The organism is Streptomyces sp. NPDC001843 (assembly GCF_042891955.1).
Lineage (GTDB): Bacteria > Actinomycetota > Actinomycetes > Streptomycetales > Streptomycetaceae > Streptomyces.
The window spans coordinates 1,119,369-1,145,732 of the sequence record NZ_JBIATQ010000001.1; the positions used below are offsets into that span (position 1 = coordinate 1,119,369).

The 26,364-nt window shown below is 72.9% G+C and carries 21 protein-coding genes; 12 read left to right on the top strand and 9 right to left on the bottom strand.

Translation table 11 applies throughout. The features are described 5' to 3' along the window. The first annotated feature begins 201 nt into the window (after positions 1–201). The 8 genes from ACFYZQ_RS05180 (at position 202) to ACFYZQ_RS05215 (ending at position 9,775) form a co-directional block, all read left to right on the top strand. Positions 202–1,287, top strand: a complete 1,086-nt coding sequence (locus ACFYZQ_RS05180) for a DUF3344 domain-containing protein (protein ID WP_389141710.1) — start codon at positions 202–204, stop codon at positions 1,285–1,287. A gap of 49 nt (positions 1,288–1,336) precedes the next feature. Then, positions 1,337–2,626 (top strand): glycosyltransferase family 4 protein, encoded by a 1,290-nt coding sequence (locus ACFYZQ_RS05185; protein ID WP_389141712.1) that lies wholly within the window; start codon positions 1,337–1,339, stop codon positions 2,624–2,626. Then, positions 2,623–4,053 carry an exopolysaccharide biosynthesis polyprenyl glycosylphosphotransferase gene (locus tag ACFYZQ_RS05190; protein ID WP_389141714.1) on the top strand — a complete coding sequence of 477 codons (1,431 nt, stop codon included), beginning with the start codon at positions 2,623–2,625 and terminating at the stop codon, positions 4,051–4,053. The genes ACFYZQ_RS05185 and ACFYZQ_RS05190 overlap by 4 nt, the downstream gene beginning before the upstream one ends. Positions 4,054–4,058: 5 nt before the next feature. Beyond that, positions 4,059–5,396 carry an O-antigen ligase family protein gene (locus ACFYZQ_RS05195; RefSeq protein WP_389141716.1) on the top strand — a complete coding sequence of 446 codons (1,338 nt, stop codon included), beginning with the start codon at positions 4,059–4,061 and terminating at the stop codon, positions 5,394–5,396. 112 nt (positions 5,397–5,508) lie between these two features. Next, positions 5,509–7,209 (top strand): murein biosynthesis integral membrane protein MurJ, encoded by a 1,701-nt coding sequence (gene murJ / locus ACFYZQ_RS05200; RefSeq protein WP_389141718.1) that lies wholly within the window; start codon positions 5,509–5,511, stop codon positions 7,207–7,209. Then, complete coding sequence (locus ACFYZQ_RS05205; RefSeq protein WP_389141720.1) at positions 7,193–7,966, top strand: polysaccharide deacetylase family protein; 774 nt, start codon at positions 7,193–7,195, stop codon at positions 7,964–7,966. The genes murJ and ACFYZQ_RS05205 overlap by 17 nt, the downstream gene beginning before the upstream one ends. A gap of 1 nt (position 7,967) precedes the next feature. After that, positions 7,968–9,122 (top strand): glycosyltransferase, encoded by a 1,155-nt coding sequence (locus ACFYZQ_RS05210; RefSeq protein WP_389141722.1) that lies wholly within the window; start codon positions 7,968–7,970, stop codon positions 9,120–9,122. Continuing rightward, positions 9,119–9,775, top strand: coding sequence for a lipopolysaccharide biosynthesis protein (locus tag ACFYZQ_RS05215; protein ID WP_389141724.1), 657 nt, complete (start codon positions 9,119–9,121; stop codon positions 9,773–9,775). The genes ACFYZQ_RS05210 and ACFYZQ_RS05215 overlap by 4 nt, the downstream gene beginning before the upstream one ends. A gap of 47 nt (positions 9,776–9,822) precedes the next feature. Here the strand turns inward: ACFYZQ_RS05215 and ACFYZQ_RS05220 are convergent, their stop codons facing one another. Beyond that, positions 9,823–11,106: a glycoside hydrolase family 26 protein gene (locus tag ACFYZQ_RS05220; protein WP_389141726.1), complete on the bottom strand. Its 1,284-nt coding sequence runs from the start codon at positions 11,104–11,106 to the stop codon at positions 9,823–9,825. 176 nt (positions 11,107–11,282) lie between these two features. On the opposite strand from ACFYZQ_RS05220, the gene ACFYZQ_RS05225 reads away from it, so the two are divergent. After that, on the top strand, positions 11,283–12,536 hold the full coding sequence (locus ACFYZQ_RS05225) for an ATP-grasp domain-containing protein (RefSeq protein ID WP_389141728.1): 1,254 nt from the start codon (positions 11,283–11,285) through the stop codon (positions 12,534–12,536). A gap of 2 nt (positions 12,537–12,538) precedes the next feature. Next, positions 12,539–13,804, top strand: a complete 1,266-nt coding sequence (locus ACFYZQ_RS05230; protein ID WP_389141911.1) for an NAD(P)-binding domain-containing protein — start codon at positions 12,539–12,541, stop codon at positions 13,802–13,804. Between the two features lie 305 nt (positions 13,805–14,109). On the opposite strand, the gene ACFYZQ_RS05235 is transcribed toward ACFYZQ_RS05230, so the two are convergent. The 3 genes from ACFYZQ_RS05235 to ACFYZQ_RS05245 form a co-directional block, all read right to left on the bottom strand. Continuing rightward, entirely contained in the window at positions 14,110–14,703 is a 594-nt protein-coding gene (locus ACFYZQ_RS05235; protein ID WP_389141730.1) for a chaplin, read from the bottom strand. A 346-nt stretch (positions 14,704–15,049) separates the two neighbouring features. Then, complete coding sequence (locus tag ACFYZQ_RS05240) at positions 15,050–15,940, bottom strand: ABC transporter permease (protein ID WP_389141732.1); 891 nt, start codon at positions 15,938–15,940, stop codon at positions 15,050–15,052. Continuing rightward, entirely contained in the window at positions 15,937–18,588 is a 2,652-nt protein-coding gene (locus ACFYZQ_RS05245; protein ID WP_389141734.1) for a CocE/NonD family hydrolase, read from the bottom strand. Before ACFYZQ_RS05245 ends, ACFYZQ_RS05240 begins: the two co-directional genes overlap by 4 nt. A 116-nt stretch (positions 18,589–18,704) precedes the next feature. On the opposite strand from ACFYZQ_RS05245, the gene ACFYZQ_RS05250 reads away from it, so the two are divergent. Both ACFYZQ_RS05250 and ACFYZQ_RS05255 read left to right on the top strand, forming a co-directional pair. After that, positions 18,705–19,121 (top strand): GNAT family N-acetyltransferase, encoded by a 417-nt coding sequence (locus ACFYZQ_RS05250; RefSeq protein ID WP_389141736.1) that lies wholly within the window; start codon positions 18,705–18,707, stop codon positions 19,119–19,121. Positions 19,122–19,344: 223 nt separating this feature from the next. Then, complete coding sequence (locus ACFYZQ_RS05255) at positions 19,345–20,163, top strand: hypothetical protein (protein WP_389141738.1); 819 nt, start codon at positions 19,345–19,347, stop codon at positions 20,161–20,163. Between the two features lie 47 nt (positions 20,164–20,210). Here ACFYZQ_RS05255 and mmsA read toward each other — a convergent pair whose 3' ends face one another. The 5 genes from mmsA to iolC are packed head-to-tail and all read right to left on the bottom strand — an operon-like array spanning position 20,211 to position 26,340. Then, positions 20,211–21,722 (bottom strand): CoA-acylating methylmalonate-semialdehyde dehydrogenase, encoded by a 1,512-nt coding sequence (gene mmsA, locus ACFYZQ_RS05260; RefSeq protein WP_389141740.1) that lies wholly within the window; start codon positions 21,720–21,722, stop codon positions 20,211–20,213. Positions 21,723–21,736: 14 nt separating this feature from the next. Next, positions 21,737–23,629, bottom strand: coding sequence for a 3D-(3,5/4)-trihydroxycyclohexane-1,2-dione acylhydrolase (decyclizing) (gene iolD / locus ACFYZQ_RS05265; RefSeq protein ID WP_389141742.1), 1,893 nt, complete (start codon positions 23,627–23,629; stop codon positions 21,737–21,739). Then, the gene (gene iolB, locus ACFYZQ_RS05270) at positions 23,626–24,450 is read right to left on the bottom strand and encodes a 5-deoxy-glucuronate isomerase (RefSeq protein ID WP_389141744.1); all 825 of its coding nucleotides are present in this window, start codon (positions 24,448–24,450) and stop codon (positions 23,626–23,628) included. The genes iolD and iolB overlap by 4 nt, the downstream gene beginning before the upstream one ends. A 7-nt stretch (positions 24,451–24,457) precedes the next feature. Further along, complete coding sequence (locus tag ACFYZQ_RS05275) at positions 24,458–25,375, bottom strand: deoxyribose-phosphate aldolase (protein ID WP_389141913.1); 918 nt, start codon at positions 25,373–25,375, stop codon at positions 24,458–24,460. A 14-nt stretch (positions 25,376–25,389) separates the two neighbouring features. Then, on the bottom strand, positions 25,390–26,340 hold the full coding sequence (iolC, locus tag ACFYZQ_RS05280; protein ID WP_389141915.1) for a 5-dehydro-2-deoxygluconokinase: 951 nt from the start codon (positions 26,338–26,340) through the stop codon (positions 25,390–25,392). Positions 26,341–26,364 lie beyond the last annotated feature (24 nt).

The following is a 26,364-nucleotide window of genomic DNA, read 5'->3' on the forward strand; positions in this document are numbered from 1 at the left end:
TGTGACACATCGCCCGATTTGTGCGCTGATGGCGTGATTCCAGGGAGCCGACTGGCTTCACCGTTCCGACACACATGTCTGGTTTCACCATACTTGTCCGGTTAGCGGTTAGCGTGCGGATCTCCCGACGCTCCCCTCCCGGCGGACACATCGCGCTCTGCCGCTGCCACCGCCACCTGTTCCGAAAGGGCCACGACGGTCATGCCCCCTTCCCTGGGTCCACTGCTTCGCCGTGCGACGGTGGGCGTCCTCGCCCTTGCCGCGATGTGGGCACCCGGCGGCTTCCCGGCGGCCGCGACGGCCGCCGCGCCCGCACCCGAGACGAGCAGCCTCTCCTTCGCCCAGCGGTACCGCGCACACCAGCACGGCGGCATCGTGCGCGCCGCCAACACCGCCATCAGCTGCCGCCCGGCACCCGCGTGCTCCGAAGTGCAGGCGGGCGGGCGCGGTGTGAACGGCGACTTCGACATGTTCTACGTCGACGTCGACGGCGACCCGAACACCTACAACTCCTCCCGCGCGGAGGTCCGTCTGCCCGCCGGCTCCCGGGTGTCGTACGCGCGCCTGTACTGGGGCGGCAACCTGCGCGTGGGCGAGCAGAAGCCGTCGGAGGACAACGGGCGGGTGCTCGTCGCCGAACCCGGCGGGGCCTACAAGCCGGTCGTCGCCGACACGGTCGTCGGACACCGCGTGGCCGACGGCGCGGAGGCCTTCCAGGCCTCGGCGGACGTCACGCAGCTGGTGCGGGACAGCGCGCCGGGCCTGTACACCGTGGCGCAGGTCAACGTGGCGAGCGGCCGGTCGGCGGCCGGGGCGTGGGGCGGCTGGACGCTCGTGGTCGCGTACGAGAACCCCGCGGAGCCGCTGCGCGACCTCGCGCTCTGGGACGGCTTCGTACGGCTGAGCGCCCACACACCGAACGTCCGCCTGCGTGACATCGCCTTCGCCCCCGGCGCCTGGGGCTATGCCGGCCTGGTGGCGTACAACGGCGACCGCGGCACCACCGGCGACTCGCTCACCGTGACGACCGAGCGGGACGGGTCCACCGACCTCAGCGGGCCCGCCAACCCGTCCGACGACGTCCTGAACTCCACCATCAGCGACCTCGGGGACAACCCCCCGGGCCGTGTCCCGTGGCACGCCAACAACCTCGGCTACGACTCCGACGTGTTCGACCTCGGCAGGGGCCTGCAGCGCGGCGGTGACCAGCTGTCCCTCCGGCTCCATGCCGAGCGGGACACGGCGTGGGCCGGTGTTCTCTTCGCCGCCGTCGACGCCCAGAGCTGAGCAGTCGCCGCCCGTCCCGAGCACTTCCGCGAGCGAGGAAACCGCACATATGCATCTGTCATCCACCGGCCCCCGGCCGCGGGTCCTGCACCTCACCCAACCGGTGGACGGCGGGGTCGCACGTGTTGTGACGGATCTGGTCCGGGCACAGCTGGCGGACGGCCTGGACGTCACCGTGGCCTGCCCCGACAGCGCACTGACCACGCGGCTCGCGGAACTCGGCGCGACCGCACGGCACTGGCCGGCGACTCGGTCACCGGGCCCGTCGCTCCTGCGGGAGGTACGGCACCTCGCACGACTGACCAGCGAGGTGCGCCCCGACCTGGTGCACGCGCACAGCGCGAAGGCGGGGCTCGCCGGACGGCTCGCGGTGCGCGGGCGGATCCCCACGGTCTTCCAGCCGCACGCCTGGTCGTTCGAGGCGGTCGGCGGGGTCACCGCGAAGCTGGCGCTCAACTGGGAGCGTCGGGGCGCGCGTTGGGCCACCCGGATCGTGTGCGTCAGCGAGGCCGAGCGCGCCACCGGCGTACGCGCCGGGATCACCGGCCGGTGGACCGTCATCCCCAACGGCATCGACCCCGAGCACTTCCGCCCGGCCCCGGCCGGCCCGGTGCGGGCCGGGCTCCCACCGCTCGCCGGCCTCGACCCGGCGGCACCGCTCGTGGTCTGCGTGGGACGGCTGTGCCGGCAGAAGGGGCAGGACGTCCTGCTGCAGGCGTGGAACGACGTCGTGCGCGAAGTGCCCGACGCCCGTCTCGTCCTCGTCGGTGACGGGCCGGACGGCGACGGGCTGCGCGTACACGCCCCCGAGTCGGTGTTGTTCGCGGGCGCGGTCGCCGACGCCCGCCCCTGGTACCAGGCCGCCGACCTCGTCGTCCTGCCGTCCCGCTGGGAGGGCATGGCGCTGGCCCCGCTGGAGGCGATGGCCTGCGGCCGGCCCGTCGTGGTCACGGACGTCGACGGTGCCCGCGAGAGCCTGCCGGCCTCCTTCGCCGACCGGTGCCTGGTCCCCCCGGACGACCCGGCGGTGCTGGCCGAATCCGTCACGGAGTTGCTGCTCGACCCGCCGCTGCGCGCGTCGCTCGGCGACCGGGCCCGACGGCACGTGCTGTCCACCCATGACGTGCGGCACACCGCCAGGGCGGTCGCGGACGTCTACCGCGACCTGCTCGGCACCCCGCCCACCGCAGCGAGGACGAGCCCGCCCCGAGGGCTCGAGCACCCCCAGGCCCGCGGCGCCCAGCACGGCCGGCCGCTCGACACCGGCGGTGGCGCCGAGGCGAACCAGTCAACACAGCGCGTCGCGCCCACCGAGCACAGGGAGTCGAACCACTCGTGACCGCCGAACGTACCGTCCCCTCCCCCGGCGTGCAGCCGAGGGACCACCAGTCCTCACCCGTCTCGCTCATGCCGCCGCGCGGCACGCCCACCGGTCTCCGGTTCCCCGGCCCGCGGCCTCCGGCGCATCCGCACTCACCGGTTCCGCTGCTCGTCGCGGACGGCACCGCCGCCCTCGCCGGCGCCCTGGCCCTCACCGACGCCCGGCACCATCCGGTCTTCGTGGCCGTGCTGATCGTCGCCTCAACTCTGCTGCGCCCGCGCGAGGTCCGGCCACCGGTGCCGGGGCTGCTGGAGGAACTGCCCGCCGTGTGGGGCCGCATCGCGGTGACCTGGCTGGCGCTCGCCGCGCTGGTGGCCGCGTACCGGCCGGAGCACGCCCTGTCCATCGGCACCGTACTGACGGGTTTCATCCTGCAGGCGGCGGTGGCCGGTGCGCTGCGCGGCATCGTGCACGGACGGCGGCACGCCGCGCTGCTGCGCCATCCGCACACCGCGCTCATCGTCGGCCCGGTGGCGACCGCGCAACGCGTGGCCGCCGCCCTGCTGCGTCACCCGCGGTGCGGTGTACACCCCGTGGGCATCGTCGCCGAGCAGCCGGACGGCGCCGGCGAGGGCCTGCCCGTGCTGACGACCGGCGAGGAGGTCAAGCGCGCGGTCATCCAGAACGGGGTGCGCGCCGTGCTGGCCGTCCACCCCTCCGCCCGCGCCGAACAGGGGGCGCTGCTGCAGGCGCTGGCCGAGTCGGGCTGCGCGGTGTGGGAGGTCGACCCCGACTCACCGTCGTACACGACGAAGGAGCGGCTGGCCGGGTTCTCCTGCCGGCTCCTGGACCTGTCCCCCGCGCGCCGTGAGGGCGTGGGCAAGCGGCTGCTCGACATCCTCGTCTCGGGGACGCTGCTGCTGCTGGTCAGTCCCCTCCTCCTGGCGTGCGCGGTGACGCTGCGGATCTGCGACGGGCCGGGCGTGGTGTTCCGGCAGGAGCGCATCGGCAAGAAGGGCGCACCGTTCACGCTGCTGAAGTTCCGTACGCACCGGCCGGTCGACGAGCACGAGTCCGCGACCCGGTGGAGCGTGGCGAACGAGAGCGAGATGCGCTGGTTCTGCCGTATGTTGCGGCGCACCTCGCTCGACGAGCTGCTGCAGCTGTGGAACGTGCTCCGCGGCGACATGAGCCTGGTCGGTCCGCGGCCCGAACGCCCCTACTTCGTGGCCCAGTTCAGCCAGACCTACCCCGGTTACGCGGCCCGCCACCGGATGCGGGTCGGCATCACCGGTCTCGCCCAGATCCACGGGCTGCGCGGTGACACCTCCATCGAGGACCGCAGCCGGTTCGACAACGCCTACATCGACAACTGGTCGCTGTGGCAGGACGTCTGCATCCTGCTGCGCACCGCGGCCTCGCTGGTGCGTCCGACGGGGAGCTGAACGACGTGACCCACGCCCTGACACCGCTCCCGCGCCGGGCCGCCGCGGCGGCTCCGGTGCTGCCCGCGGTGGCCGTGGTCGCTCTGCTGACCCTGCCGGTGACGCCGGGCGGCGCGGAGCCCGCCGACGCGGTCTCCGGGCTGATGGTGGTGTACTGCGTGATCCGTCTCCTGCGTGAGCGGCGGCGCCCGCTGCCGCCCACGGCGGCCGTGGTGCTGGGCCTGCCGGTCGTGGGGCTCACCCTCGCCGCCATGGGGGCTTCCTCGCCCGAGGCCGGACTCTCCGGCCTCGGCCGCTATCTGCAGGTCTTCGTGCTCGTCCCGGCCGCGGTGCTGCTGCTGATCCGCGACCGGGGCGACTTCCGGCTGCTGGCCTGGTCGTTCGTGGGGCTCGCCCTGTGGCAGGGGGCCATCGGCGTCCACCAGTACGTCACCCGGACCGGCGCCTCCTACCAGGGCGCGGACATCCGGGCGGTCGGCACCTTCGGGGCGCAGGACGTGATGGGCATGGCCGAGGCGGTCGCCCTCGGCCTGGTGTGCGCGGTGGGTATCGCGCTGGGCCGGGCCTCCGTACGGCAGCGGGCCGTCGCCGCCGGATGCGCGCTGGCCCTGCTGGCGCCGCTCGCGGTCTCCTTCAGCCGGGGTGCCTGGATCGCGACCGCCGTGACCTGCGCGGTGCAGCTCGTGCTGGCGGGGCTGCGGCGCGCGCTGAAGGTGGCGGCGGCCGTGGCCGCCTTGGGCGTGATCCTGGTGGGCGGGTTCGGTGTCGGCAGCGCGCTGCTGCAGCAGCGGATCGACAGCATCGCCCAGGTCACCGACGCCCCCGACCAGTCCGTCGTCGACCGGTACACCCTGTGGGCCTCCGCCACCGGCATGTGGCGCCAGCACCCGCTGACCGGGGTCGGGCTGAAGGGCTTCCCCGAGTACCGGGACGGGCACGCCACCCTGGCGCTGTCGTCGGGCGCCGAGATCGCCGGCGCGGGCGTCAGCTACCGCAGGCAGGCACTGCTGTCGCCGCACAACATGTACCTGCTGGTGCTCAGCGAGCAGGGTCTGATCGGGCTGCTGACGCTCGCCGGAGGCTGGCTGGCGCTGCTGGTGTGCGGGCTGCGGAGGCTGATCGGCCGCCGCGGACCGGGGCTCGACTGCGCGCTCGTCGCCTGCGGGCTGCTGGTCTGGCTGCTGACCGACTTCGTGTACGGGGACATCGGCGGCCCCTCCACCGTGCTGACCGCCATGGGCCTGGGGCTCGTGGCGTGGTGGGCGCTGGCCGGTGACGGACGGGCGCGGACCGCGCCGCGGGCCGGGGCGGTCCGGCGTGCCGAGGAGGTCGTGGCGCGATGACGGTGCGACCTTCCCGGCCGCCCGGGTCCCAGACGAACAGCACGGCGACCGCCCCGGCGCAGGCCGCGCCGCGCGCCCGGGCGGATCGGCGCGTTGAGGAGGTCATGGCGCGATGACGGTAAAGCCTTCCCGAACGCCCGGATCCGGCACCGACGGCGCGGCGACCGTCCCCGCGGCGCGCGCCGCCGACATGGCCGTGGACGGCGCGGACCCGACCTCGGCCTCTCGGAAGTTCCTCGCCAGGGCCGCGCTGGTCACGGCGTCGTTGTCCATCGCCGGCTCCGTGCTCGGCCTGGTACGCGACCAGGCGCTGGCGCGGCTGTTCGGTGCCGGGAGCGACACGGACGCCTTCCTGGTCGCGTGGACGGTGCCGGAGTTCGCCGCCACGCTGCTCATCGAGGACGGGCTGGCGCTGGTGCTGATCCCCGCGTTCAGCATGGCGCTGGCCCGCCGCGCCCGGGGCGCGGCGGGCGACCCGGTCCGTGCCCTGGTCGTCGCCACCCTGCCCCGGCTCTGCCTCGCCTTCGCGGCGGTGGCCGCGGTGATCGCCGGGGCGGCTCCCTACCTGGTGCAGGCCCTGGCTCCCGGACTGCCCGACCCGGAACTCGCCGCCGACTGCACCCGGTTCACGGCCACCTGCGTGCTGGGCTTCGGGCTCGCGGGCTACTGCAGCGCCGCCCTGCGGGCCCACCGACGGTTCGTCGCGCCCGCGGCGATCTACGTCGCCTACAACACGGGCATCATCGCCGCGATGTTCCTGCTCGGCGGGCGCTGGGGCGTGCGCTCCGCGGCGGTCGGCGTCGCGGCGGGCGGCTGCCTGATGGTGGCGGTGCAGTTGCCGTCGCTGTGGCAGCAGCTCACGACACGCAGCCGGCCGCCCCGCGAGGCCGGGGCCGACGTCGAGGAGCGGCCTGTGCAACTCGCCCTGGTCGCCGCCGTACTCCTGTTCGCGCTGTGCCGCCAGTCGCAGGTGCTCGTCGAACGCTTCCTCGCCTCCACCCTGCCCGCCGGGGCCATCTCGCACCTGAACTACGCGCAGAAGGTCGCGCAGATCCCGATGACGCTGTCGCTGATGGTGTGCACCGTCACCTTCCCGGTGGTGGCGCGGGCGCTCGCCGACGGTGACACCGAACGGGCCCGCCGCCGCGTGCAGCGGGACCTGGCGGTGGCGTCCTGCCTGGTGCTGCTGGGCATGTGCGCGGTGATCGCCTGCGCCCCCCAGATGATCGAACTGCTCTTCCAGCGGGGGGCGTTCACCGCGGCCGACACCGCGGCCACCGCCGACGTCATGCGTGTGTACGCCCTCGGGCTGCTGGGCCAGACCCTGGTCGGCGCCCTGGTCCGCACGTACTTCTCGGGGGGCCGGCCGAGCTGGTACCCCGTCGGCGCGATGGCCGCGGGCATCGCCGTGACGTCCTGGGTGGGCGCCGCGAGCGTGGGCACCTGCGGTGTCGCGGGGATCGCCGCCGCCAACGCCCTCGGCATCACCGTCACGGCCGCCCTGCTGCTGGCCGGCCTGCGGACCCGGCAGGACAGCCCGCACAGCGTCTCGCTCCACGTCCGGCAGGTACTGACCGAGCTGAGCAGGCCGGTGCGCGCGGCGGTCGTCGCCACCGTCGCCGGGGCGTTCGCCGCGAGCCGGCCCGACTCCCCGGCGGTGGGCCTCGCGGCCGGCTGCCTGACCGTGATCGCCGTCTTCGTCCCGCTCGCCTGGGCTCTGGGCCCCGCCGGCCCAGGCGCGCAGGGCCTCGCATCCGCACTGCGCTCCGTACACACCGTCACACGAAGGCTCACACATGGCCGCTCCCGTTGATTCCGCTGATCCCGTCGACACCGGCAGACCCCCCGGCCCCCGCCCGGGCCCGATCCCGTGGGTGGCGATGTACCACTCGGTGGGTGACTGCTCCGACGACCCGTACCGCATCACCGTCACGCCCGAGCGGCTGGAGAAGCAGCTCGCGTGGCTGCGCCGGCACGGGCTGCGGGGCGTGTCCGTGGCCGAACTCCTCGCCGCCCGCGCCCGGGGCGAGGGACGGGGCCTGGCCGGGCTCACCTTCGACGACGGGTACGCCGACTTCGTCACCGAGGCCCTGCCGCGCCTGCGCCGCTGGGGCTGCGGCGCCACCCTGTTCGTCCTGCCGGGACGGCTGGGCGGCGACAACGCCTGGGACCCGCTCGGCCCGCGCAAGCCGCTGCTGACCGCGGACGGCATCCGGCACGCGGCCGCCGAGGGCGTGGAGATCGGCTCGCACGGGCTGACGCACGTCGACCTCACCAAGGCCGACGACCTCACCCTCAAGACCGAGGTCACCGAAAGCCGCGCACGGCTCGAGGAGCTGATCGGCACCCGGATCCACGGCTTCTGCTACCCGTACGGAACGGTCGACGCCCGCGCAGTGGAGGCCGTACGGGAAGCGGGATACGGCTACGCCTGCGCGATCGATCCCGGCCCGCTGACCGGCCGGCACGCCCTGCCGCGCGTACACGTCGGCCAGAACGACACGGCCTGGCGGCTGCACCTCAAGCACCGTCTGCACCGGCTGCGTCGGCGTCCGGTGGAGGGGCTGTGAGATGAGGGCTCTGCACATCATCACCGGGCTCGGCACCGGCGGGGCCGAGCAGCAGTTGCGCCTGATGCTGCGGCATCTGCCCGTCGAATGCGACGTCGTCACGCTCACCAACCCGGGTGCGGTCGCCGAGGGCCTGGCCGCCGACGGCGTGCGCGTCACGCATCTCGGCATGGGCGGCAACCGTGACCTGCCCGCGCTGCCGCGGCTGGTCCGGCTGATCCGCGCCGGCCGCTACGACCTGGTGCACACGCACCTGTACCGGGCCTGCGTCTACGGCCGGCCCGCCGCACGGATCGCCGGAGTCCGCGCGGTCGTCGCCACCGAACACTCCCTCGGCGACTCGCAGATGGAGGGCCGCGCGCTGACGGCGGGGGTACGCGCGCTGTACCTCGCCAGCGAACGCCTCGGCTCGGCCACGGTCGCCGTCTCCCCCACGGTGGCCGACCGCCTCAAGCGCTGGGGCGTGCCGGCGCCCCGTATCGAGGTCGTCCCCAACGGCATCGACCTGGACCGCTTCCGCTTCGACCGGGAGCGGCGCGAACTCACCCGCCGGCGGCTCGGCCTGCCGGAGGGCGCGTACGTCGTCGGCGGTGTCGGCCGGCTCGCCGCGGGCAAGCGGTTCGACGTCCTCGTGCGCGCGCTCGGCCGGCTCCCGGACGACCACTGGCTGCTGCTGGTCGGCAGCGGCCCCGAGGAGCACGTGCTGCGCCGCACGGCGCACGAGGCCGGCGTGTCCGACCGTGTCCTGTTCACCGGCGAACGCCCCTACGTCTCCGACGGCTCCCCGGGCCCGGACCTGCCCGCGCTCACCTCCGCGATGGACCTGCTCGCGGCCCCGTCCACGGAGGAGGCGTTCGGACTGGCGGTGATCGAGGCGCTGGCCTCCGGTCTGCCCGTGCTCTACGCCTCCTGCCCGGCGATCGAGGACCTGCCGCCGTCGGCCGCCGCCGGCGCCTGGTGCGTACGCGGCGGCCCCGAGGCGTACGCACGCGCGATCGCCGAGGTCCGGGCGGCGGGCCCCCGGCCTCGCACGGCCCCGGAGGCCGCGCACCGCTACAGCATCACCCGCAGCGCAGCCCGGCTCATGGACGTGTATGCAGCAGCGGTCTCCAGCCCGTCGTCGTCCCTTTCACCTCTGGGAGCAAGCCCGTCATGACCGACACACCGAAGCGTCAGCGCCGTCTGTCCCTGGCCCGGGTCAGGAGGCTGCCGTCCTGGTCGCTGCTCGCGGCCGGCGCCCTCGTCGGCGGCCTGCTCGGCGGCGCGTACGGCAAGCTGACCCCTCCGAAGTACACGGCCACGAGCTACGTCATCGTCGTACCGACCGGGCAGTCCGAGGCCGGTTCGGCCCTCGGTTTCGCGCAGGCGTACGGCCGGGTCGCCACGCAGCTCGCGGTGCTGACGGACGCGCGGTACGGGGCGGGCGTCTCGGTGCGCACGTTGCAGCGCAGCGTGCAGGCGGCCACCTCGCCGGACGCGCCGATGGTCGCCGTGTCGGCCACCTCCTCGCGCCCGCAGCGGGCCAAGGACATGGCCAACGCCGTCTCCCGCTCGCTGACCCGGCAGGCGAACGCGGCCAAGCGCAGGACCCACGTCGAGCTCGTGCAGTTCTCCAGGGCGGGCAAGCCGACGGAACCCACGTCCGCGTCATCGACGGTGACCGCCCTGGTGGGCGCGAGCGCGGGCGGGCTGCTGGGCGGCCTGGTCCTGCTGGCACGGCCGAGGCGGCCCCTGCAGGGCGACGAACCCGCCCCCGCCGCGTCGGTGCCCGGTCCGGCGGCCGCCGCCGATGTGAAAGGCAAGCGGTGACGCCGGTGCGTCCGACCGGGCTCGTGGGTGGGCCGGCCGGTGTGCTCTCACCAGTGGAAGCTGATGCAGAGCCGTCCGCCGAGCCAGTCCTCCACCCAGTCACCGAGGTCCACCGACGCGCAGTCCGGCGGGGACGGCGGGGCGGGCGGGGTCGGCTGCGGTGTGGGGTGCGATGTGGGCGTGGGGTGCTGGTGCGGCTGGTCGGTGCGGCCGTAGAGGAACGCCCGGTAGACGCGGGAGGACCTCGGGTTGGCGTCGCACTGCCACACACCGTGCGGGCAGTAGTCGGTCAGCGTGTTGTAGAGCGGATGGTGCGCGTCCATCCACGCGAGCATGCGCCCCATGTACTGGGGGTTGTCGCCGTTCCGGAAAAGCCCCCATTCGGGGTAGGAGATGGGTTTGCGGTGGGCCTTCGCGAAATCCACGTGTGCCTGGAGTCCGTAGGGCTCCGTCACCTGCTGGTCGAACGACAGCCCGGCCGGCTGGTCGTAGGAATCCATGCCGATGATGTCGACGGCGTCGTCCCCCGGATAACACTGCGTCCACGGAACGGCGTCCCGGCCGCGGCTCGGTGCGAAATCGAACCGGAACCTCTGGCCCGGCACCGAACGCATGGTGGCGACGATCCTTCTCCAGTACCTCTTCCAGGACTCCGGGTCCGGCCCGCAGCGGTGGGTGTAGGTGACGCCGTTCATCTCCCAGCCGAGCACGAGGACGGTGTCGGGCACCTTCAGGCGCACCAGCCGCTCGGCCAGGGCGCGGAAGTGGTGGTCGAACTCTCCTGCGGCGCCCCGCCGCAGGAGTTGCCGGACCTCGACGTCGGAGACACCCGCCTCGTTGCGTTCCTGCAGGGGAACGTTGAGGACGAGCATCCGGTCGGCCCTCTCGTCCCGCCAGCGCGCCCAGGCGTCGAGGAAGCCGAGGGCGCCCTCGATGTCGCTCCAGCGGTTGCCGGGCAGGTAGGTGTGGCCGACCCGCAGGTCGGCGCCGCCCAGCCAGCGACTGAGCTCGCGCATCCGTGCGATGCCGCTGGCGTCGGAGCTGAGGAAGGCCCCGAAGGCCGGGCGCTCCACCAACGGCGGAAGCGACGGCGGCTTCGGCAACCCGGGGACGGCCGGCGGATGAGGGACCGGCGGTGTGACGGTGGGTGCGGGAACGGCCGGGACGCTCACCGCGGGTCTCGGCGGAGGCGGCACCGGAGCCGGGGCACGGTCGTCGTCCGGCACCTCCACCCTCGCCGAGAGACCGGAGGCCAGGACGGCGGACACGGCCACCGCCACCGCGCCCAAGGCCAGCAGGCCGCGCCGGTGCCGCCTGTGCTCTGGGGCCATGCCCGCACCTTTCTTCGCTGTCGTCCGGACTTGTCGTCAAGTGCGCGTTTTTGACGCCCTGTCATTTGAAGTGAGGCACAGGAAAGCCGGCGGCGCCACCGCCGTTACGGCTTTCGAGTACAGCGCTCGCCCATGCGGGTGAGCCGATCTGAAGAAACCTGAAGAAAAGAGAATTCATGTCGCTGCTCGACACCCGGGTCCCCGCAGTACTGCTGCGGACCGACCGCAATCCCTTTCACCACGGAACACTCGGGGCCGTACGTTCGCTCGGCAGGGCGGGCGTGGAGGTCCATGTCGTCGCCGACGCGGTGGGAAGTCCCGTCCGCAGGTCCCGTTACGTGAGCCGGATGCATCCCCCACCACCCCCGGACGCCTCCCCGGACGACATCCTCGCCGTGCTGCGCCGGGTGGCCGACCGGATCGCCCGTCCCGCCGTGCTGGTCCCGATGGACGACGCGTGCGCGATCGCCACGGCACGGATGCGGGACGCACTCGCGCCCTCCTACCTCCTGCCGGCGATGCCGGGCGCACTGGCCGAACGCGTCGCCGACAAGGCGGAACTGGCCGCCGTGTGCGCCACCGCGGACGTCCCGCACCCGGTGACCCTGGTCCCGGACGGCCCGGCGGCGGTCGACGACGCCGTGCGGCGGCTCGGGCTGCCGTTGGTGGCGAAGTGGAGCCGGCCCTGGCTGCTGCCCACCGGCAGCGGACTGCGCAGCACCGCGCTGGTGCACACCGCACAGCAGGCCCGGGAGCTGTACCTGCGCACCGAGGAGGCGGGCAGCGCTCTGCTGCTGCAGGCGTACCTGCCGCCCGGACCGGACCGGGACTGGTTCTTCCACGGCTACGCCGACCGGTCGGGCGCCGTCCGCGCGGGCGGGCCGGGCCGCAAACAGCTCGCCTGGCCACGTGGCGCGGGCCTTACCGCGGTGGGCTGCTGGACCCCCAACGCACAGGTGCAGACGTCGGCCGAGCGCCTCGTCGGCGAGCTGGGCTACCGCGGCGTCTTCGATCTCGACTTCCGCCGCTGCGGCACGACCGGCCGCTACCACCTCCTCGACTTCAACCCGCGCCCCGGCGCCCAGTTCCGGCTGTTCTCGGACAGCGCGGGGCTCGACGTCGTACGCGCCCTCCACCTGGACCTGACGGGCCGCCCGCTGCCGGACGGGATCCCGACGGCCGGGCGGGCGTTCGTGGTGGAGAACTACGCGCCGTTCGCCGCGCTGCGCCCGGCACCGGGCGGACGCGAACTGGCCTGGTACGCCCGGGACGACCGCGTTCCCGGATGGGCGATGTGGGCCCTGTGGTGCCGCCATGTGTCCCGCCGACTGCGGGAACGGCTGGGCGCGACGACACCGGCACCGGCGCAGCTTCCGACCCCCCGGGCGGCCTCCTCCGCCCTGACCGACGATGAGAAAGCGAGCAGTTGATGATGTACGACCTACTGGTGGTGGGGGCAGGCCCCTACGGCCTGTCGATCGCGTCCCATGCCGCGGCCGCCGGGCTGAACCTCCGCGTGTTCGGCCGGCCCATGGCCTCCTGGCGGGACAACATGCCCCGCGGCATGTTCCTGAAGTCGGAGCCGTGGGCCTCCAACCTCTCCGACCCGGCCGGGCGCTGGCGGCTGGAGGTGTACTGCGCCGAGCACGGCATGACGGCACGGCACGCCGAGCCGATCCCGGTCGAGGCGTTCGCGTCGTACGGCCTGTGGTTCGCGCGCCATGCCGTACCGGAGGTGGACGAGCGCATGGTGACCCGGGTGGCGTCCGTTCCCGGCGGATTCACCGTGGTGACCGAGGACGGGGAGGCGCTGCACGCGCGGACGGTCGCGCTCGCGGTCGGTGTGATGCCGTTCGTGGAGGTACCGCAGGCGCTGCGCGGACTGCACCCCGCGCTGGTGACGCACAGCAGCCACCACAGCGACCTGGACCGTTTCCGGGGTGGTGACGTCACGGTGATCGGCGGTGGCCAGGCGGCCCTGGAGACCGCGGCGCTGCTCGCCGAGCAGGGCACCCGGGTACGGGTGCTGGCACGGGCGGACCGGCTGGTGTGGAACGACGTGCCGCCGCCCTGGGAGCGCCCCCTGTGGCAGAACATCCGCTCCCCGCACAGCGGCCTCGGCCCCGGCTGGCGGAACTGGTTCTACTCCGAGCGCCCGGGCTACTTCCGGCACCTGCCGGAGCAGACCCGGCAGCGCATCGCGGCCACGGCGCTGGGGCCGGCGGGTGCGTGGTGGGTGCGCGACCGGGTGGAGGGCGCGGTGGAACTGCTGCCGGGCCACCAGGTCACCGCGGCCCGTGCGGTGCCCGGCGGGGTACGGCTGGACATGACGAGCCGCAACGGCGGACCGCGCACGCTGGAGACCGAACACGTCATCGCCGCCACGGGGTTCCGGGCACGCTGCGACCGGCTCGGGCTGCTCTCCGAGGAGTTGCGCGGAACGCTGGCGGCGCTGCCCGACGGCTCCCCCGCGGTCGGGCGTGAGTTCGAGTCCTCCCATCCCGGCCTGTTCATGGCGGGTCTGGTCACCGCCTCCGGCTTCGGGCCCGCCATGCGCTTCGTCCACGGCGCGACCTTCACGGCCTCGACCCTCGTACGAGGGGTACGCCGTCGGCTGCGGAAGACCCCGGCGGGCGGGACGATCCCCGTGCCGGGAGCCGGCAAGCGGGAATGGGCGCCGACGCCGGTTCGTCGCTGACCAGGCACCGTGCGCGGGCAATGCTGGGCCGCTGACGGTGAGCCGGCCGTCAGCGGCCCTGGCCCTGGGGGGTGCGGGTGCCGTGCGCCGGAGGCCGGAGTCCTGGTCCTGCCCGGAGCCGGCTCGCTGCCGGGCGGGCCGGCCTCGTCGCCGCCGGCCGAGCGGACGCAGGGGTGCGGTGCGGTCCCCGTCGCGGCCCGGACCCCGGCTGCGCCGCACCGGCTACGGCGCCGCCGTGGCGTTCCGGAGCATGCCCGGAGTGCTCGCCGTGGACTGCGGGACGGGGTCCGGCACCCCGGACCCTGCTAGCGCCGGGCGGCGGCGCGGCCGCGGCGGTACATCAGCACCCCGCCGGCGAGCAGTGCGGCGCTGGCGGCCGAGGTCGCCAGCATCGTCTTGCTGCCGGTCTCGGCCAGCTGGGGCGGTTCACCCTGCTGCTGCTCGTCGGCCGGAGGCGTCGCCGTCCTGGTCCGCGTGGGCGGGGTCGTCGGACGCGGCTTCTCGACGACGCGCGTGGGGGGCGGCGGAGTCGCGGTGGGGGTGGTGGACGGCGTGGGCGTCGGGCAGTCGTCATCGTCGTCGCCGGGCGAAGATGTCTCGCCCGTACCCGACGACGGCGGCGTGTGGGCGTCCTCGTCGGAGGATGCCGTCGACCGCGAGCCGTTGCCGCAGTCGTTGCCGAACGCCGCGTTGAGCGCCGCGAGCCCGCTGATGGTGTTGCCGCAGATGTTCACCGGCGCATGGATCGGAACCTGCACCACGTTCCCGGCCAGCACGCCACCGGAATCCTTGGTGCCGCCCGCCGCGTCCGCGTCGGCGATGGCGGCGCTGCAGGACAGGGACAGAATGCCCGTGGCGGCGGTCGCCGCGAACACTCCCCTGCTCAGGGTCTGTCGCAATGTGGTTATCTTCCTGCTTGAAGAACTGGGAAAGCCGGCCTCGGAACGGAGAACGACGTCCAAGGCCGGCCATGACACGGTGGGGGAGGTTGGACCGATCCGCCGTCAGGCCGACCGGAATACGGAAAGCCCGCCAAGAAAGCCCCTGTGACCGTGGCGGAGCAGCGAACCCGGCCCGTTATCGCCGCCGATGGCGAGCGCCGTGGGAGCGGCTGTCACCGGCATACCGAGGGCAGAAGCTCTTGAGCACTGCGCGTTCCTTTCTCGTGGCGTCGCATGCCCCACTGCTTCATCAACCCGGCGGCGGAGAATTGGTTGCGGGGATTCACCCGGTTGGCGGGCTCCGCTACGACACGATGTCTTTCCGGGCGAACCCGCGAAAGGCCAGGGCGAACAGCACCAGGGCGTAGGTGACGGATATCGCGGTGCCCTGGATCATGCCGGACCACTCGGGGCGTGACTGGACGGCGTCGGCCCAGGCGAACTGCCAGTGCGCGGGCAGGAAGTCGCGCCAGTGCCCGAGGGCGGTGACGGCGTCGAGGACGTTGCCGACGATGGTGAGTCCGACCGCGCCGCCGACCGCGCCCAGCGGGGCGTCCGTCTTCGTCGACAGCCAGAACGCGAGCCCGGCGGTGACCAGTTGGGACACGAAGAGGTACGCGACGACCACCAGCAGGCGCTGGGCCGCCGTCCCCGAGTCGAGCGCGCCGCCGGTGGGGATCTGCAGCGGCCCCCAGCCGTAGGCGGCCGTGCCGACGACCAGCGCCACCACCGGCAGCAGTACCATCGCGGCCAGGCTGAGCCCGAGCCCCACGACGAGCTTGGACCACAGCAGCCGGCCCCGGGGCACGGGCGCGGCGAGCAGATAGCGCAGCGAGGACCAGCTCGCCTCCGAGGCCACCGTGTCCCCGCAGAACAGGGCGACGGGGATGACCAGCAGGAAGCCCGCCGACACGAACAGGTTCACCGCGGCGAAGTTGGCGCCGGACGAGGTCGCCGTGTCCATCAGCGTGACCTGGTTGTTGCGGCCCCCGGGGTCGCCGCCGACGGCGAAGGCGATGACCAGGACGAAGGGCAGGACGGCGAGGATCCCGCCCATGATCAGCGTCCGGCGCCGCTTGAGCTGCCGGACCAGCTCCACCCTCAGGGGCAGGGTGCGGCCGGCCCGGTAGCCGGAGGCGGTCTCGACGGGCTCCGGGTGCGGGACGGGCTCCTGCTGCTCGGCGAGCGTGCTCATGCCGTGCCTCCGATCAGGGTGAGGAAGGCGTCCTCCAGCCGGCGGTGGGGGCCGACGGACTCCACCGGGATGTCGAGCCGGACGAGTTCGGCGACCAGCCGAGGGACGCTCGCCTCGGTTCCGAGGCGGACGAGGAGCCCGCCCTCGGCGCGGACGGCCGAGGCGACACCCGGGAGCGCGGCCACCTTCTCCACGACCGGCTCCTCCACGGGCGCGGCGGTGCCGACCAGCAGGGTGTCGCCGGAGCCGACGATCTCGGCCACCGGCCCGGCCTGGACGAGCCGGCCCCGGTCCATCACCACCAGGTGCGTGCAGGACTGTTCGACCTCCGCCAGCAGATGGCTGGAGACGATCACCGTGCGCCCGGCGGCCGCGTACCGGATCATCACCTCGCGCATCTCACGGATCTGGGGCGGGTCGAGGCCGTTGGTGGGTTCGTCGAGGATGAGCAGATCGGGCAGGCCGAGCATGGCCTGGGCGATGGCCAGGCGCTGGCGCATGCCCTGGGAGTAGGTGCGCACCGCGCGGGCGAGCGCGTCACCGAGGCCCGCGATCTCCAGGGCCTCCTCCAGGTGCGCGTCCTCGGCGGGACGGCCGGTGGCCCGCCAGTACAGCTCGAGGTTCTCCCGCCCGGACAGGTGCGGCAGGAAACCCGCACCCTCCACGAACGCGCCGACCCGGGACAGCACCGGCGCGCCCGGCCGGATCGCGTGCCCGAAGACGCGGATCTCGCCGCCGTCGGGCCGGATCAGGCCCATCAGCATGCGCAGGGTCGTCGTCTTGCCCGCGCCGTTCGGCCCGAGCAGGCCGAGGACCTGGCCCTTCTCCACCCGGAACGACAGCTCCCGCACCGCGTACCGGTCCGCGGACTTCGCGTACCGCTTGCTCAGATCCGTTATCTGCAGCGGGACTTCGGCCAGCTCGGCGTCCGGTCCCGGGGCGGCCGTGCGGCGACGGCCGGTCACCAGCAGGGCCAGCGCGGCCGCCGCGCCCGCCGCGGGCAGCCACCACACCCATGCGGGCAGCGGGGCCGCCGCCGTGTCCACCGCGGGGGCCGTCGGCACGCTCAGGTCGCCCTTCAGGGAGACGGTGTACGTGGCCGGGGCCGCCGGGGAGGCGTAGCCGAGGTCGGTGGAGGCGAGGACGAGGCGCAGCCGGTGGCCCTTCTGCACCTCGTGGTCGACCGCCGGGAGCGTGACGGTGACGTCCTTGCCGGACTTGGCGCCCGCGACCCGGACCGGGGCGACCAGTTGGGAGGGCAGCACCTGCCGGCTGCCGTCGGGCGAGACGTCGTACACCTTTCCGAAGAGCACGGCGTCGTCGCTCGTGGAGGTGACGTGGACGGTGGCGGTGGGCGAGCCGGTGATCTGCAGGTCGCTGCCCACCGGGGCGGAGTCGAAGGCGGCGTACTGGCCGGGGAAGTCGAGGGACACCCCGACGCCGAGGGAGGACAACTGGGCGAGGCCGCCCGAGCCGCCCAGGCCGGGCAGGGCGGAGACACCGGGCGGGTCGGCCCCCGGCGGGTTGGTGACGTGCTGCTCGCCGCCGCGCAGCGCCATCTCCCGCCGGCCGCTCTCCAGCCCCGGATAGGTGTCCGCGGTCGCGCCCCGCAGTTGGGCGGCGCCGTCGGTGGAGTCGACGCCTCCGGTGCGAGTGCTGCGGAAGGCGGGGCCGGTGTCGACGCCCTTGTCACCCTTGAGGTAGCGGTCGAACCAGGCCGTCACACGCCCCTGCACACGGCCGGTCTCCATGTCGCCGCCGTCGTGCCCGCCCGCGATCCAGTCGACGTCGACGGGGGCGCCGTTCGCGCGGATCGCCTTCTCGGCCGCGTCGGACTGGGCGAGCGTGAACAGGGAGTCGGTCTGCCCCTGGGCCAGCAGCGTCGGCACCTTGATGCGGTCGGCCACGGCTGACGGCGAGCGCTCCTCGAGCAGTTTCCGCGCCGCCGCGTCCGGCCTGCCCGACTCGGCGACCCGGTCGTACATCCGGCACAACGCGGGTTCGAACCTGGCGCAGCCGCCACCCTCGTTGAAGAAGATCCCGGCCCAGAGCTTCTTGTACACCCCGTTCGGGAACAGGGCGTCCGCGAGGTTCCAGTAGGTGATCGACGGGGCGATGGCGTCCACCCGGTGGTCGTACCCGGCGGCCAGCAGGGAGATGGCGCCGCCGTAGGAGGCGCCGGCCATGCCGACTCGCGGGTCGCCCGTTTTGTCGAGCCGGACCTGGGGCTGCTTCGCCAGCCAGTCGATGAGCCGGGAGACGTCGACGACCTCGCCCTTGGGGTCGTTGACGCCGATCTTCCCCGTCGAGTGCCCGAAGCCGCGCGCCGACCAGGTCAGCACCGCGTACCCGTCTCTGGCGAGCTCCTCCGCCTGCTGCCGTACGTCGTCCTTGCTGCCGCCGAAGCCGTGCGCCAGCAGGACGGCCGGGCGGCGGCCGGCGGGACCGGAGGTGAAGTACGAGGTGTCGATGCGCACCCCGTCACCCATGCTCATCACCCGGTCGGTCCGGCGCACCGGGGCCGTGTCGTCGGAGGCGACGGCGGTCCACGTACCGGCACCGGCGAGCACGACGACGGCGGCCGCGGCGGCCAGCATCCGCCGCGGCCCCCGAAGCAGCCCTCGCACACCGGGCACTCGAAGATCCATGCGTCAACGGTACGGGCCGCCACCGACAACCGATGCAACCCGGGGGCCGACCTCCCGGCCCTCCCTCGGGCGTACGGGCCTCTCACCGCGTACACCAGTCGTGGTACGAGAAACCCATGGAGATTCGCCGCGCAGGCTCCGTCGCCGAGGTCGCCGCCGCCGGGCACCTCTTCGACCACGCAGTGCGCACCGAGTGGGCCGAGTGCTTCCTGACTGCTGCCGGGCACCATCTGTTCCTGGCCCACGAGGACGGCGTGGACGTCCCCGTGGGCTTCGTCAGCGGCGTCGAGACGCTCCACCCCGACAAGGGCGCCGAGATGTTCCTGTACGAGCTCGCGGTCGCGGAGCCCTACCGGCGGCGGGGCGTCGGGCGGGCGCTGGTCCTGCGCCTCGCGGCACTGGGGCGCGAGCTGGGCTGCTACGGGATGTGGGTCCTGGTCGACACCGGGAACGACGTCGCCCTCGCCGCGTATCGCAGTGCGGGCGGCAAGGGCGACGGTACGTGCTCGGTGGTGACGTGGGACTTCGCGTGAGCGTCAGAAACCGACACGTCAATGGGTGATTACCTACGGAATCCGTAGGTCCGGAGCGTCATTGATCGCGTATACAGCAGTTTCCGTAATAGCCGCCTTGTTTTTGCCCTGTGCGGGAACCGCAGGGGCGTCGTCGAAAAAGTCGCGCGTAATCCAGTCGCGCCGGTGTCAGGGGGCCCCGCTAGAGTCACCGCTCACAACCGATACACAGGGGTGGGGACCGATGAAGCTGGGGAAGAGCGCTGCCTGGGTGGCGTGTACGGCGGCGCTGCTGGCAGCCTCCGCGTGCGGCACGGAGGGGGCGAGGTCTGCCGCCAAGACGGTCGACAGCGCCGGCAAGGCGATGGCGGCGTTGGCACGGGCGACGGACCGGACGGAGGGCCTGGGATCCGCCCAGGTCAAGATAACGACGGCCATCGGCACCGACACACCGACCACCATGGACGGCACGTACTCCTGGGCCAACGGGTACGCCTTCGACGTCGAGACGGACACCAAGGCCGCGAACATGCAGGCCCTCCAGCACTCCGCCAAGATTCGCTTCCTGTTCGTCGACGGTGCCTACTACTACAACGTCGACTCGCCTCGCACCGGCCGGTACAAGGGCAAGAACTGGATCAAGGTCGACGGCTCGGCCATCTTCGGGGCGAAGGGCGCGCAGGCCCTCAGGGGGAGCAACGGCAGTCCTTCGGCGTCCATGAAGGGGCTGAAGTACGCCAACGACGTCGATAACCTCGGCGCGGAGACGGTGGACGGGCAGCGTACGACCCATTACCGGGCCGTGATCGACCAGGCGCACTTGGGCAAGTTCAAGGACGCGTACGGTAAGGACACCCCGATGGGCACGGCGCTCGGCATCACCTCGATCACCATGGACGTCTGGGTCGGTTCCGGTGACCTTCCGGTGCGCATGAAGGAGAAGATGGGCACCATGACGGTGACCATGGACTTCGAGAAGTTCGGCAAGACGGCCACCGTGAAGGCCCCACCCGCCTCGAAGACCGCCGACCTCACCTACGTGATGAAGCGGAAGCAGAGCTGAACACACCGGTGCCCTGCCCCCTCGGAGAGGCAGGGCACCGTACGGCGTCAGTGGTTGCGCGGGAAGCCCAGGTCCACGCCCGCCGGGGCGTCGGCCGGGTCCGGCCAGCGGGTGGTGACGACCTTGCCGCGGGTGTAGAAGTGCGTGCCGTCGTTGCCGTAGATGTGGTGGTCGCCGAAGAGCGAGTCCTTCCAGCCGCCGAAGCTGTGGTAGCCGACGGGGACCGGGATCGGCACGTTCACACCGACCATGCCGGCCTCGACCTCCAGCTGGAAGCGGCGGGCCGCGCCGCCGTCCCGGGTGAAGATCGCGGTGCCGTTGCCGAAGGGGGACGCGTTGATCAGCGCAACGCCCTCCTCGTAGGTGTCGGCGCGCAGCACGCACAGGACCGGTCCGAAGATCTCGTCCTGGTAGGCCTTGGCGGACGTGGGCACCTTGTCGAGCAGCGAGATGCCGATCCAGTGGCCGTCCTCGAAGCCGTCCACCGTGAAGCCCGTGCCGTCCAGCACGACCTCGGCGCCCTCGGCCGCCGCGCCCTCGACGTACGAGGCCACCTTGTCGCGGTGGACCTTGGTGATCAGCGGGCCCATCTCGGAGGACGGGTCGTTGCCGGGGCCGATCTTGATCTTCTCGGCGCGCTCGCGGATCTTCTCCACCAGTTCGTCGCCGATCGCGCCGACCGCCACGACCGCGGAGATCGCCATGCAGCGCTCGCCCGCGGAACCGTAGGCCGCCGAGACCGCCGCGTCGGCAGCCGCGTCCAGGTCGGCGTCCGGCAGCACCAGCATGTGGTTCTTGGCGCCGCCCAGCGCCTGTACGCGCTTGCCGTTGGCGGAGGCGGTGGTGTGGATGTAGCGGGCGATCGGGGTGGAGCCGACGAAGGAGACCGCCTTGACGTCCGGGTGCTCCAGCAGACGGTCGACGGCCACCTTGTCGCCGTGGACGACGTTGAAGACACCGTCCGGCAGACCGGCTTCCGCCAGCAGCTCGGCGATCTTGATCGACGCGGACGGGTCCTTCTCGCTCGGCTTCAGCACGAACGTGTTGCCGCACGCGATGGCGATCGGGAACATCCACATCGGGACCATCGCCGGGAAGTTGAACGGCGTGATGCCCGCGACGACACCCAGCGGCTGCCGGATCGAGGAGACGTCCACCCGGCTGGCGACCTGCGTCGACAGCTCGCCCTTGAGCTGCACGGTGATGCCGCACGCGAGGTCCACGATCTCCAGACCGCGGGCCACCTCACCGAGCGCGTCGGAGTGCACCTTGCCGTGCTCGGCGGTGATCAGTTCGGCGATCGCGTCGCGGTTGGCGTCCAGCAGCGCCCGGAACTTGAACAGGATGGACGTCCGCTGGGCCAGCGAGGACTGGCCCCAGGTCGCGTAGGCGTCCTTGGCGGCGGCGACGGCCGCGTCCACGTCGTCGACCGTCGCGAACGCGACCTTCGTGGTGACCGCACCGGTCGCCGGGTCCGTGACCGGCCCGAACGTACCCGAGGCGCCCGCGGCGCTTTCAACGGGCTTGCCGCCGATCCAGTGGTTGACGATCTTCGTCATGACCGAGTACTCCTTCACAGATGGCGGCGTCGGGTCGAGACGTGCCGTTCGTACAGCTCACGTGCCTTGACCGCGGACGATCGGGTCGCGGTCTCGGCCACAGGAACATCCCACCAGGCCTGCGCCGGGGGCGCGCCCGACACTGTGTCTGCGGTTTCGGTCTCCACGTAGACACATGTGGGAGTGTCGGCGGCCCGCGCCTCGGCGAGCGCCGCGCGCAGGTCCCGTACGGTCTTCGCGCGCAGCACCCGCATGCCGAGGCTGGCCACGTTGGCGGCGAGATCGACGGGCAGCGGGGCGCCGGTGAAGGTGCCGTCGTCGGCGGTGTAGCGGTAGGCGGTGCCGAACCGTTCGCCACCGACCGACTCCGACAGGCCGCCGATCGAGGCGTACCCGTGGTTCTGCACGAGCAGGATCTTGATCGCGATCCCCTCCTGCACCGCCGTGACGATCTCCGTCGGCATCATCAGGTACGTCCCGTCACCGACCAGCGCCCAGACCGGCCGGTCCGGGGCGGCCATCTTCACACCGATCGCGGCCGGGATCTCGTAGCCCATGCAGGAGTAGCCGTACTCCAGGTGGTACTGGTCACGCGACCGGGCGCGCCACAGCTTGTGCAGGTCACCGGGGAGTGAGCCGGCCGCGTTGATGATCACGTCCGTCTCGTCGACGATCGCGTCCAGCGCGCCCAGCACCTGCGGCTGCGTCGGCCGTACGTCGGGCTCGTCGGCCTCGTAGCAGGCGTCGACGCGCTGCTCCCAGCGTTCCTTGTCCTCGCCGTACTCGGTGGCGTACTGGTCGGCGACCCGGTGGTCGTGCATCGCCAGCGCCTCGGTCAGCTCCTGCAGTCCGCTGCGGGCGTCCGCGACCAGCGGGAGCCCGGCGAGCTTGTGGCCGTCGTAGGGCGCGATGTTGAGGTTGAGGAAACGGACGTCCGGGTTCTCGAAGAGGGTGCCGGAGGCGGTGGTGAAGTCCGTGTACCGGGTGCCGACGCCGATCACCAGGTCCGCGGTGCGGGCGAGTTCGTCGGCGGTGGCGGTGCCGGTGTGGCCGACGCCGCCGACGTCCTGCGGGTGGTCGTGGTCGAGCGAGCCCTTGCCGGCCTGGGTGGACGCGACCGGTATGCGGGTCGCCGCCGCAAACTCGGCGAGGGCCTCCTCGGCGCGGCTGTGGTGGACTCCGCCGCCCGCGATGACGAGCGGCCGCTTCGCGGCCCGGATCGCTCGTACGGCCTCGGCGAGTTCCGCCGGGTCCGCGCCCGGCCGCCGTACGGTCCACACCCGCTCGGCGAAGAACTCCTCGGGCCAGTCGTACGCCTCGGCCTGCACGTCCTGCGGCAGCGCGAGGGTGACCGCGCCCGTCTCCACGGGGTCGGCGAGGACGCGCATCGCCTGCAGGGCGGCCGGGATCAGGGCCTCCGGCCGGGTGATCCGGTCGAAGTAGCGCGACACCGGGCGCAGGCAGTCGTTGACCGACACGTCCCCCGCGTACGGCACCTCGAGCTGCTGCAGCACCGGGTCCGCCGGGCGTGTCGCGAAAGTGTCGCCGGGCAGCAGCAGGACCGGGAGGTGGTTGACGGTGGCGAGGGCGGCGCCGGTGACCAGGTTGGTCGCGCCGGGGCCGATGGAGGTCGTCACCGCGTGCGTGGACAGGCGGTTCGACTGACGCGCGTAGCCGACCGCCGCGTGCACCATGGACTGCTCGTTGCGGCCCTGGTGGTACGGCATGTCGCCGGCGTACTCGACGAGCGCCTGCCCGATGCCCGCCACGTTGCCGTGGCCGAAGATGCCCCAGGTGGCGCCGATCAGCCGCTGCCGTACCCCGTCCCGCTCGGTGTACTGGGCGGCCAGGAAGCGGACGAGCGCCTGCGCGACCGTGAGCCTCGTCGTTGAGGTCTGCGCCGTCATCGGTAACCCCCAGTGCTTTCGACGTGGTCCGGGTGGAAGCAGATCCGCCACTCCCGAGTCTCGCCCGGACCGGCCATGACGTTCAGGTAGTACATGGCGTGGCCGGGCTGGGCGATGGCCGGGCCGTGCCATCCGTCGGGGACGAGGACGGCGTCGCCGGTGCGGACCTCCGCGAGGACGTCCGATCCGCCCTCACGAGAGGGGAATACGCGCTGGTATCCGAAACCGTTCGGGCCGTCGATCTCGAAGTAGTAGATCTCCTCGAGCTCCGCTTCCTCGCCGGGCCGGTGCTCGTCGTGCTTGTGCGGCGGGTACGAGGACCAGTTCCCGCCAGGGGTGATCACCTCGACGGCGATCAGCCGGTCGCAGTCGAACGAGTCCGCGGAGGCGAAGTTGCGCACCTGGCGGGCGCAGGTGCCGCTGCCGCGGTCTTCGACGGGGACCTCCGGCGCGGGGCCGTAGCGGGCGGGGAGTCGTCGCTCGCACTTCGCTCCTGCCAGGGCGAAGCGGCCTCCCGCGCCGGAGGCGATCTGGACCCGGGCGTCGCGGGGCGCGTACACGAAGTCGGAGACCCCGTCGAACACGCTGTCCCTGCCCAGGACTTGGAACTCTTCGTCCTCCACGTGCACCGTACAACCGCCGCTCAGCGGAAGCACGATCCATTCGCTGTCGCCGGTGGTGAACGTGTGGGTGCCGCCCGGCTCCAGTTCGACCACGCGCAGGCTGCTGTAGGTCCAGCCGGCCCGCTTGGGGTCGATGTCGAGCACATACTGGGCGCCCGCGGTCGCGCCCTGGCGGAGGTAGAGGTCGTTGCTGGTCATGCGGCCCTCACAGCAGTCCTACGGCGGTGTCCACGGCGGCGGCCACATCGCCGTCCGCCGGGTACAGCAGCGAGCGGCCGACCACCAGGCCGCGTACGGTCGGGAGTTGGAGCGCGCCCCGCCACTTCTCGTAGGCGGCGACCTGGTCCTCGGGCGAGTCGCCGATGTCGCCGCCGAGCAGTACGGCGGGCAGCGTGGAGGTCTCCATGACCTGGGCCATGTCGTCGGGGTTCTCGGTGACCGGGACCTTGAGCCAGGTGTAGGCCGAACTGCCACCGAGGCCCGAGGCGATGGCGATGGACTTGGTGACCGCGTCCGCGCTCAGGTCGTTGCGCAGCCGCCCGTCGTCGCCACGGCGGCTGATGAACGGCTCGACGAAGACCGGGAGCCGGCGCGCGGCCATGTCGTCGATGGCGCGGGCCGTGGACTCCAGGGTGGTCAGGGAGCCCGGGTCGTCGTAGTCGATACGCAGCAGCAGTTTGCCCGCGTCGAAACCGAGGCGCTGGATGTCCTCGGGACGGTGGCCGGTGAAGCGGTCGTCGAGTTCGAAGGAGGCGCCCTGCAGGCCGCCGCGGTTCATCGAGCCCATGACCACCTTGCGGTCGAGGGCGCCGAGCAGCAGCAGGTCGTCGAGTATGTCGGCGGTGGCCAGGACGCCGTCGACGCCGGGGCGGGACAGGGCCAGGCAGAGGCGTTCGAGGAGTTCGGCACGGTTGGCCATGGCCAGCTTGCGGTCGCCGACACCGAGGGCGCCGCGGGCCGGGTGGTCGGCGGCGACGATCATCAGCCGGTCGCTCGTGCCCAGCAGCGGCCTGCGGACCCGGCGGGCGGCGGCCTCGGCGATGGCCTCGGGGTGGTGGGTGCGGGTGTGGACCAGCGCGGAGACGTCGACCTTCGGTGAGCTCAGGCCGCTCTCGGCGCTCACGGCGTGGCGGGCGCTCACCGGACCGCTCCGGCCTCGAGTGCGGCGGCCACCTCGTCCTGGGTGGGCATCGCGGAGGAGCACTCCAGGCGGGAGGCGACGATGGCGCCGGCCGCGTTGGCGTGCCGCATGATCCTCTCCAGGTCCCAGCCGGCCAGCAGGCCGTGGCAGAGGGAGCCGCCGAAGGCGTCGCCGGCGCCGAGTCCGTTGAGGACGTTCACCGGGAGCGGGGGGACCTCGGCGGTGTCGCCGTCGCGGTTCACCGCGAGGACACCCTTCGGGCCCTGCTTGACGACCGCCAGTTCCACCCCGGCGTCCAGGAGGGCACGGGCCGCGGCGTGCGGTTCGCGGACTCCGGTGGCGACCTCCACCTCGTCGAGGTTGCCGACGGCGACGGTGGTGTGGCGCAGGGCCTCGGTGTAGAAGGGGCGGGCCGCGTCCGGGTCCGTCCAGAACATGGGGCGCCAGTCGAGGTCGAAGACCGTCGTACCGGACTTGGCGCGGTGGGCGAGGGCCGCCAGGGTCGCCGTGCGGCTGGGCTCCTCGCTCAGGCCGGTGCCGGTGACCCAGAAGATCCCCGCGTCACGGATCGCGTCGAGGTCGAGCTCGTGGGCGTCGATCTCCAGGTCGGGCGCCTTGGGCTGCCGGTAGAAGTACAGCGGGAAGTCGTCCGGCGGGAAGACCTCGCAGAAGGTGACCGGCGTGGGCAGCCCGGGGACCGGGGTGACCCACAGGTCGTCGACGCCGAAGCCGCGCAGGGCCTCGTGCAGATAGGCGCCGAACGCGTCGTCACCGGTGCGGGTGATCACGGCGGTGCTCCGGCCGAGGCGGGCCGCGGCGACCGCGACGTTGGTCGCCGACCCGCCGAGGAACTTGCCGAAGGACGACACCTGGGCGAGCGGGACTCCCGTCTGCAACGGGTAGAGGTCCACACCGATCCGCCCCATGGTGATCAGGTCGTACGCCATCCGGCTTCCCTTCGTCACGGCTCT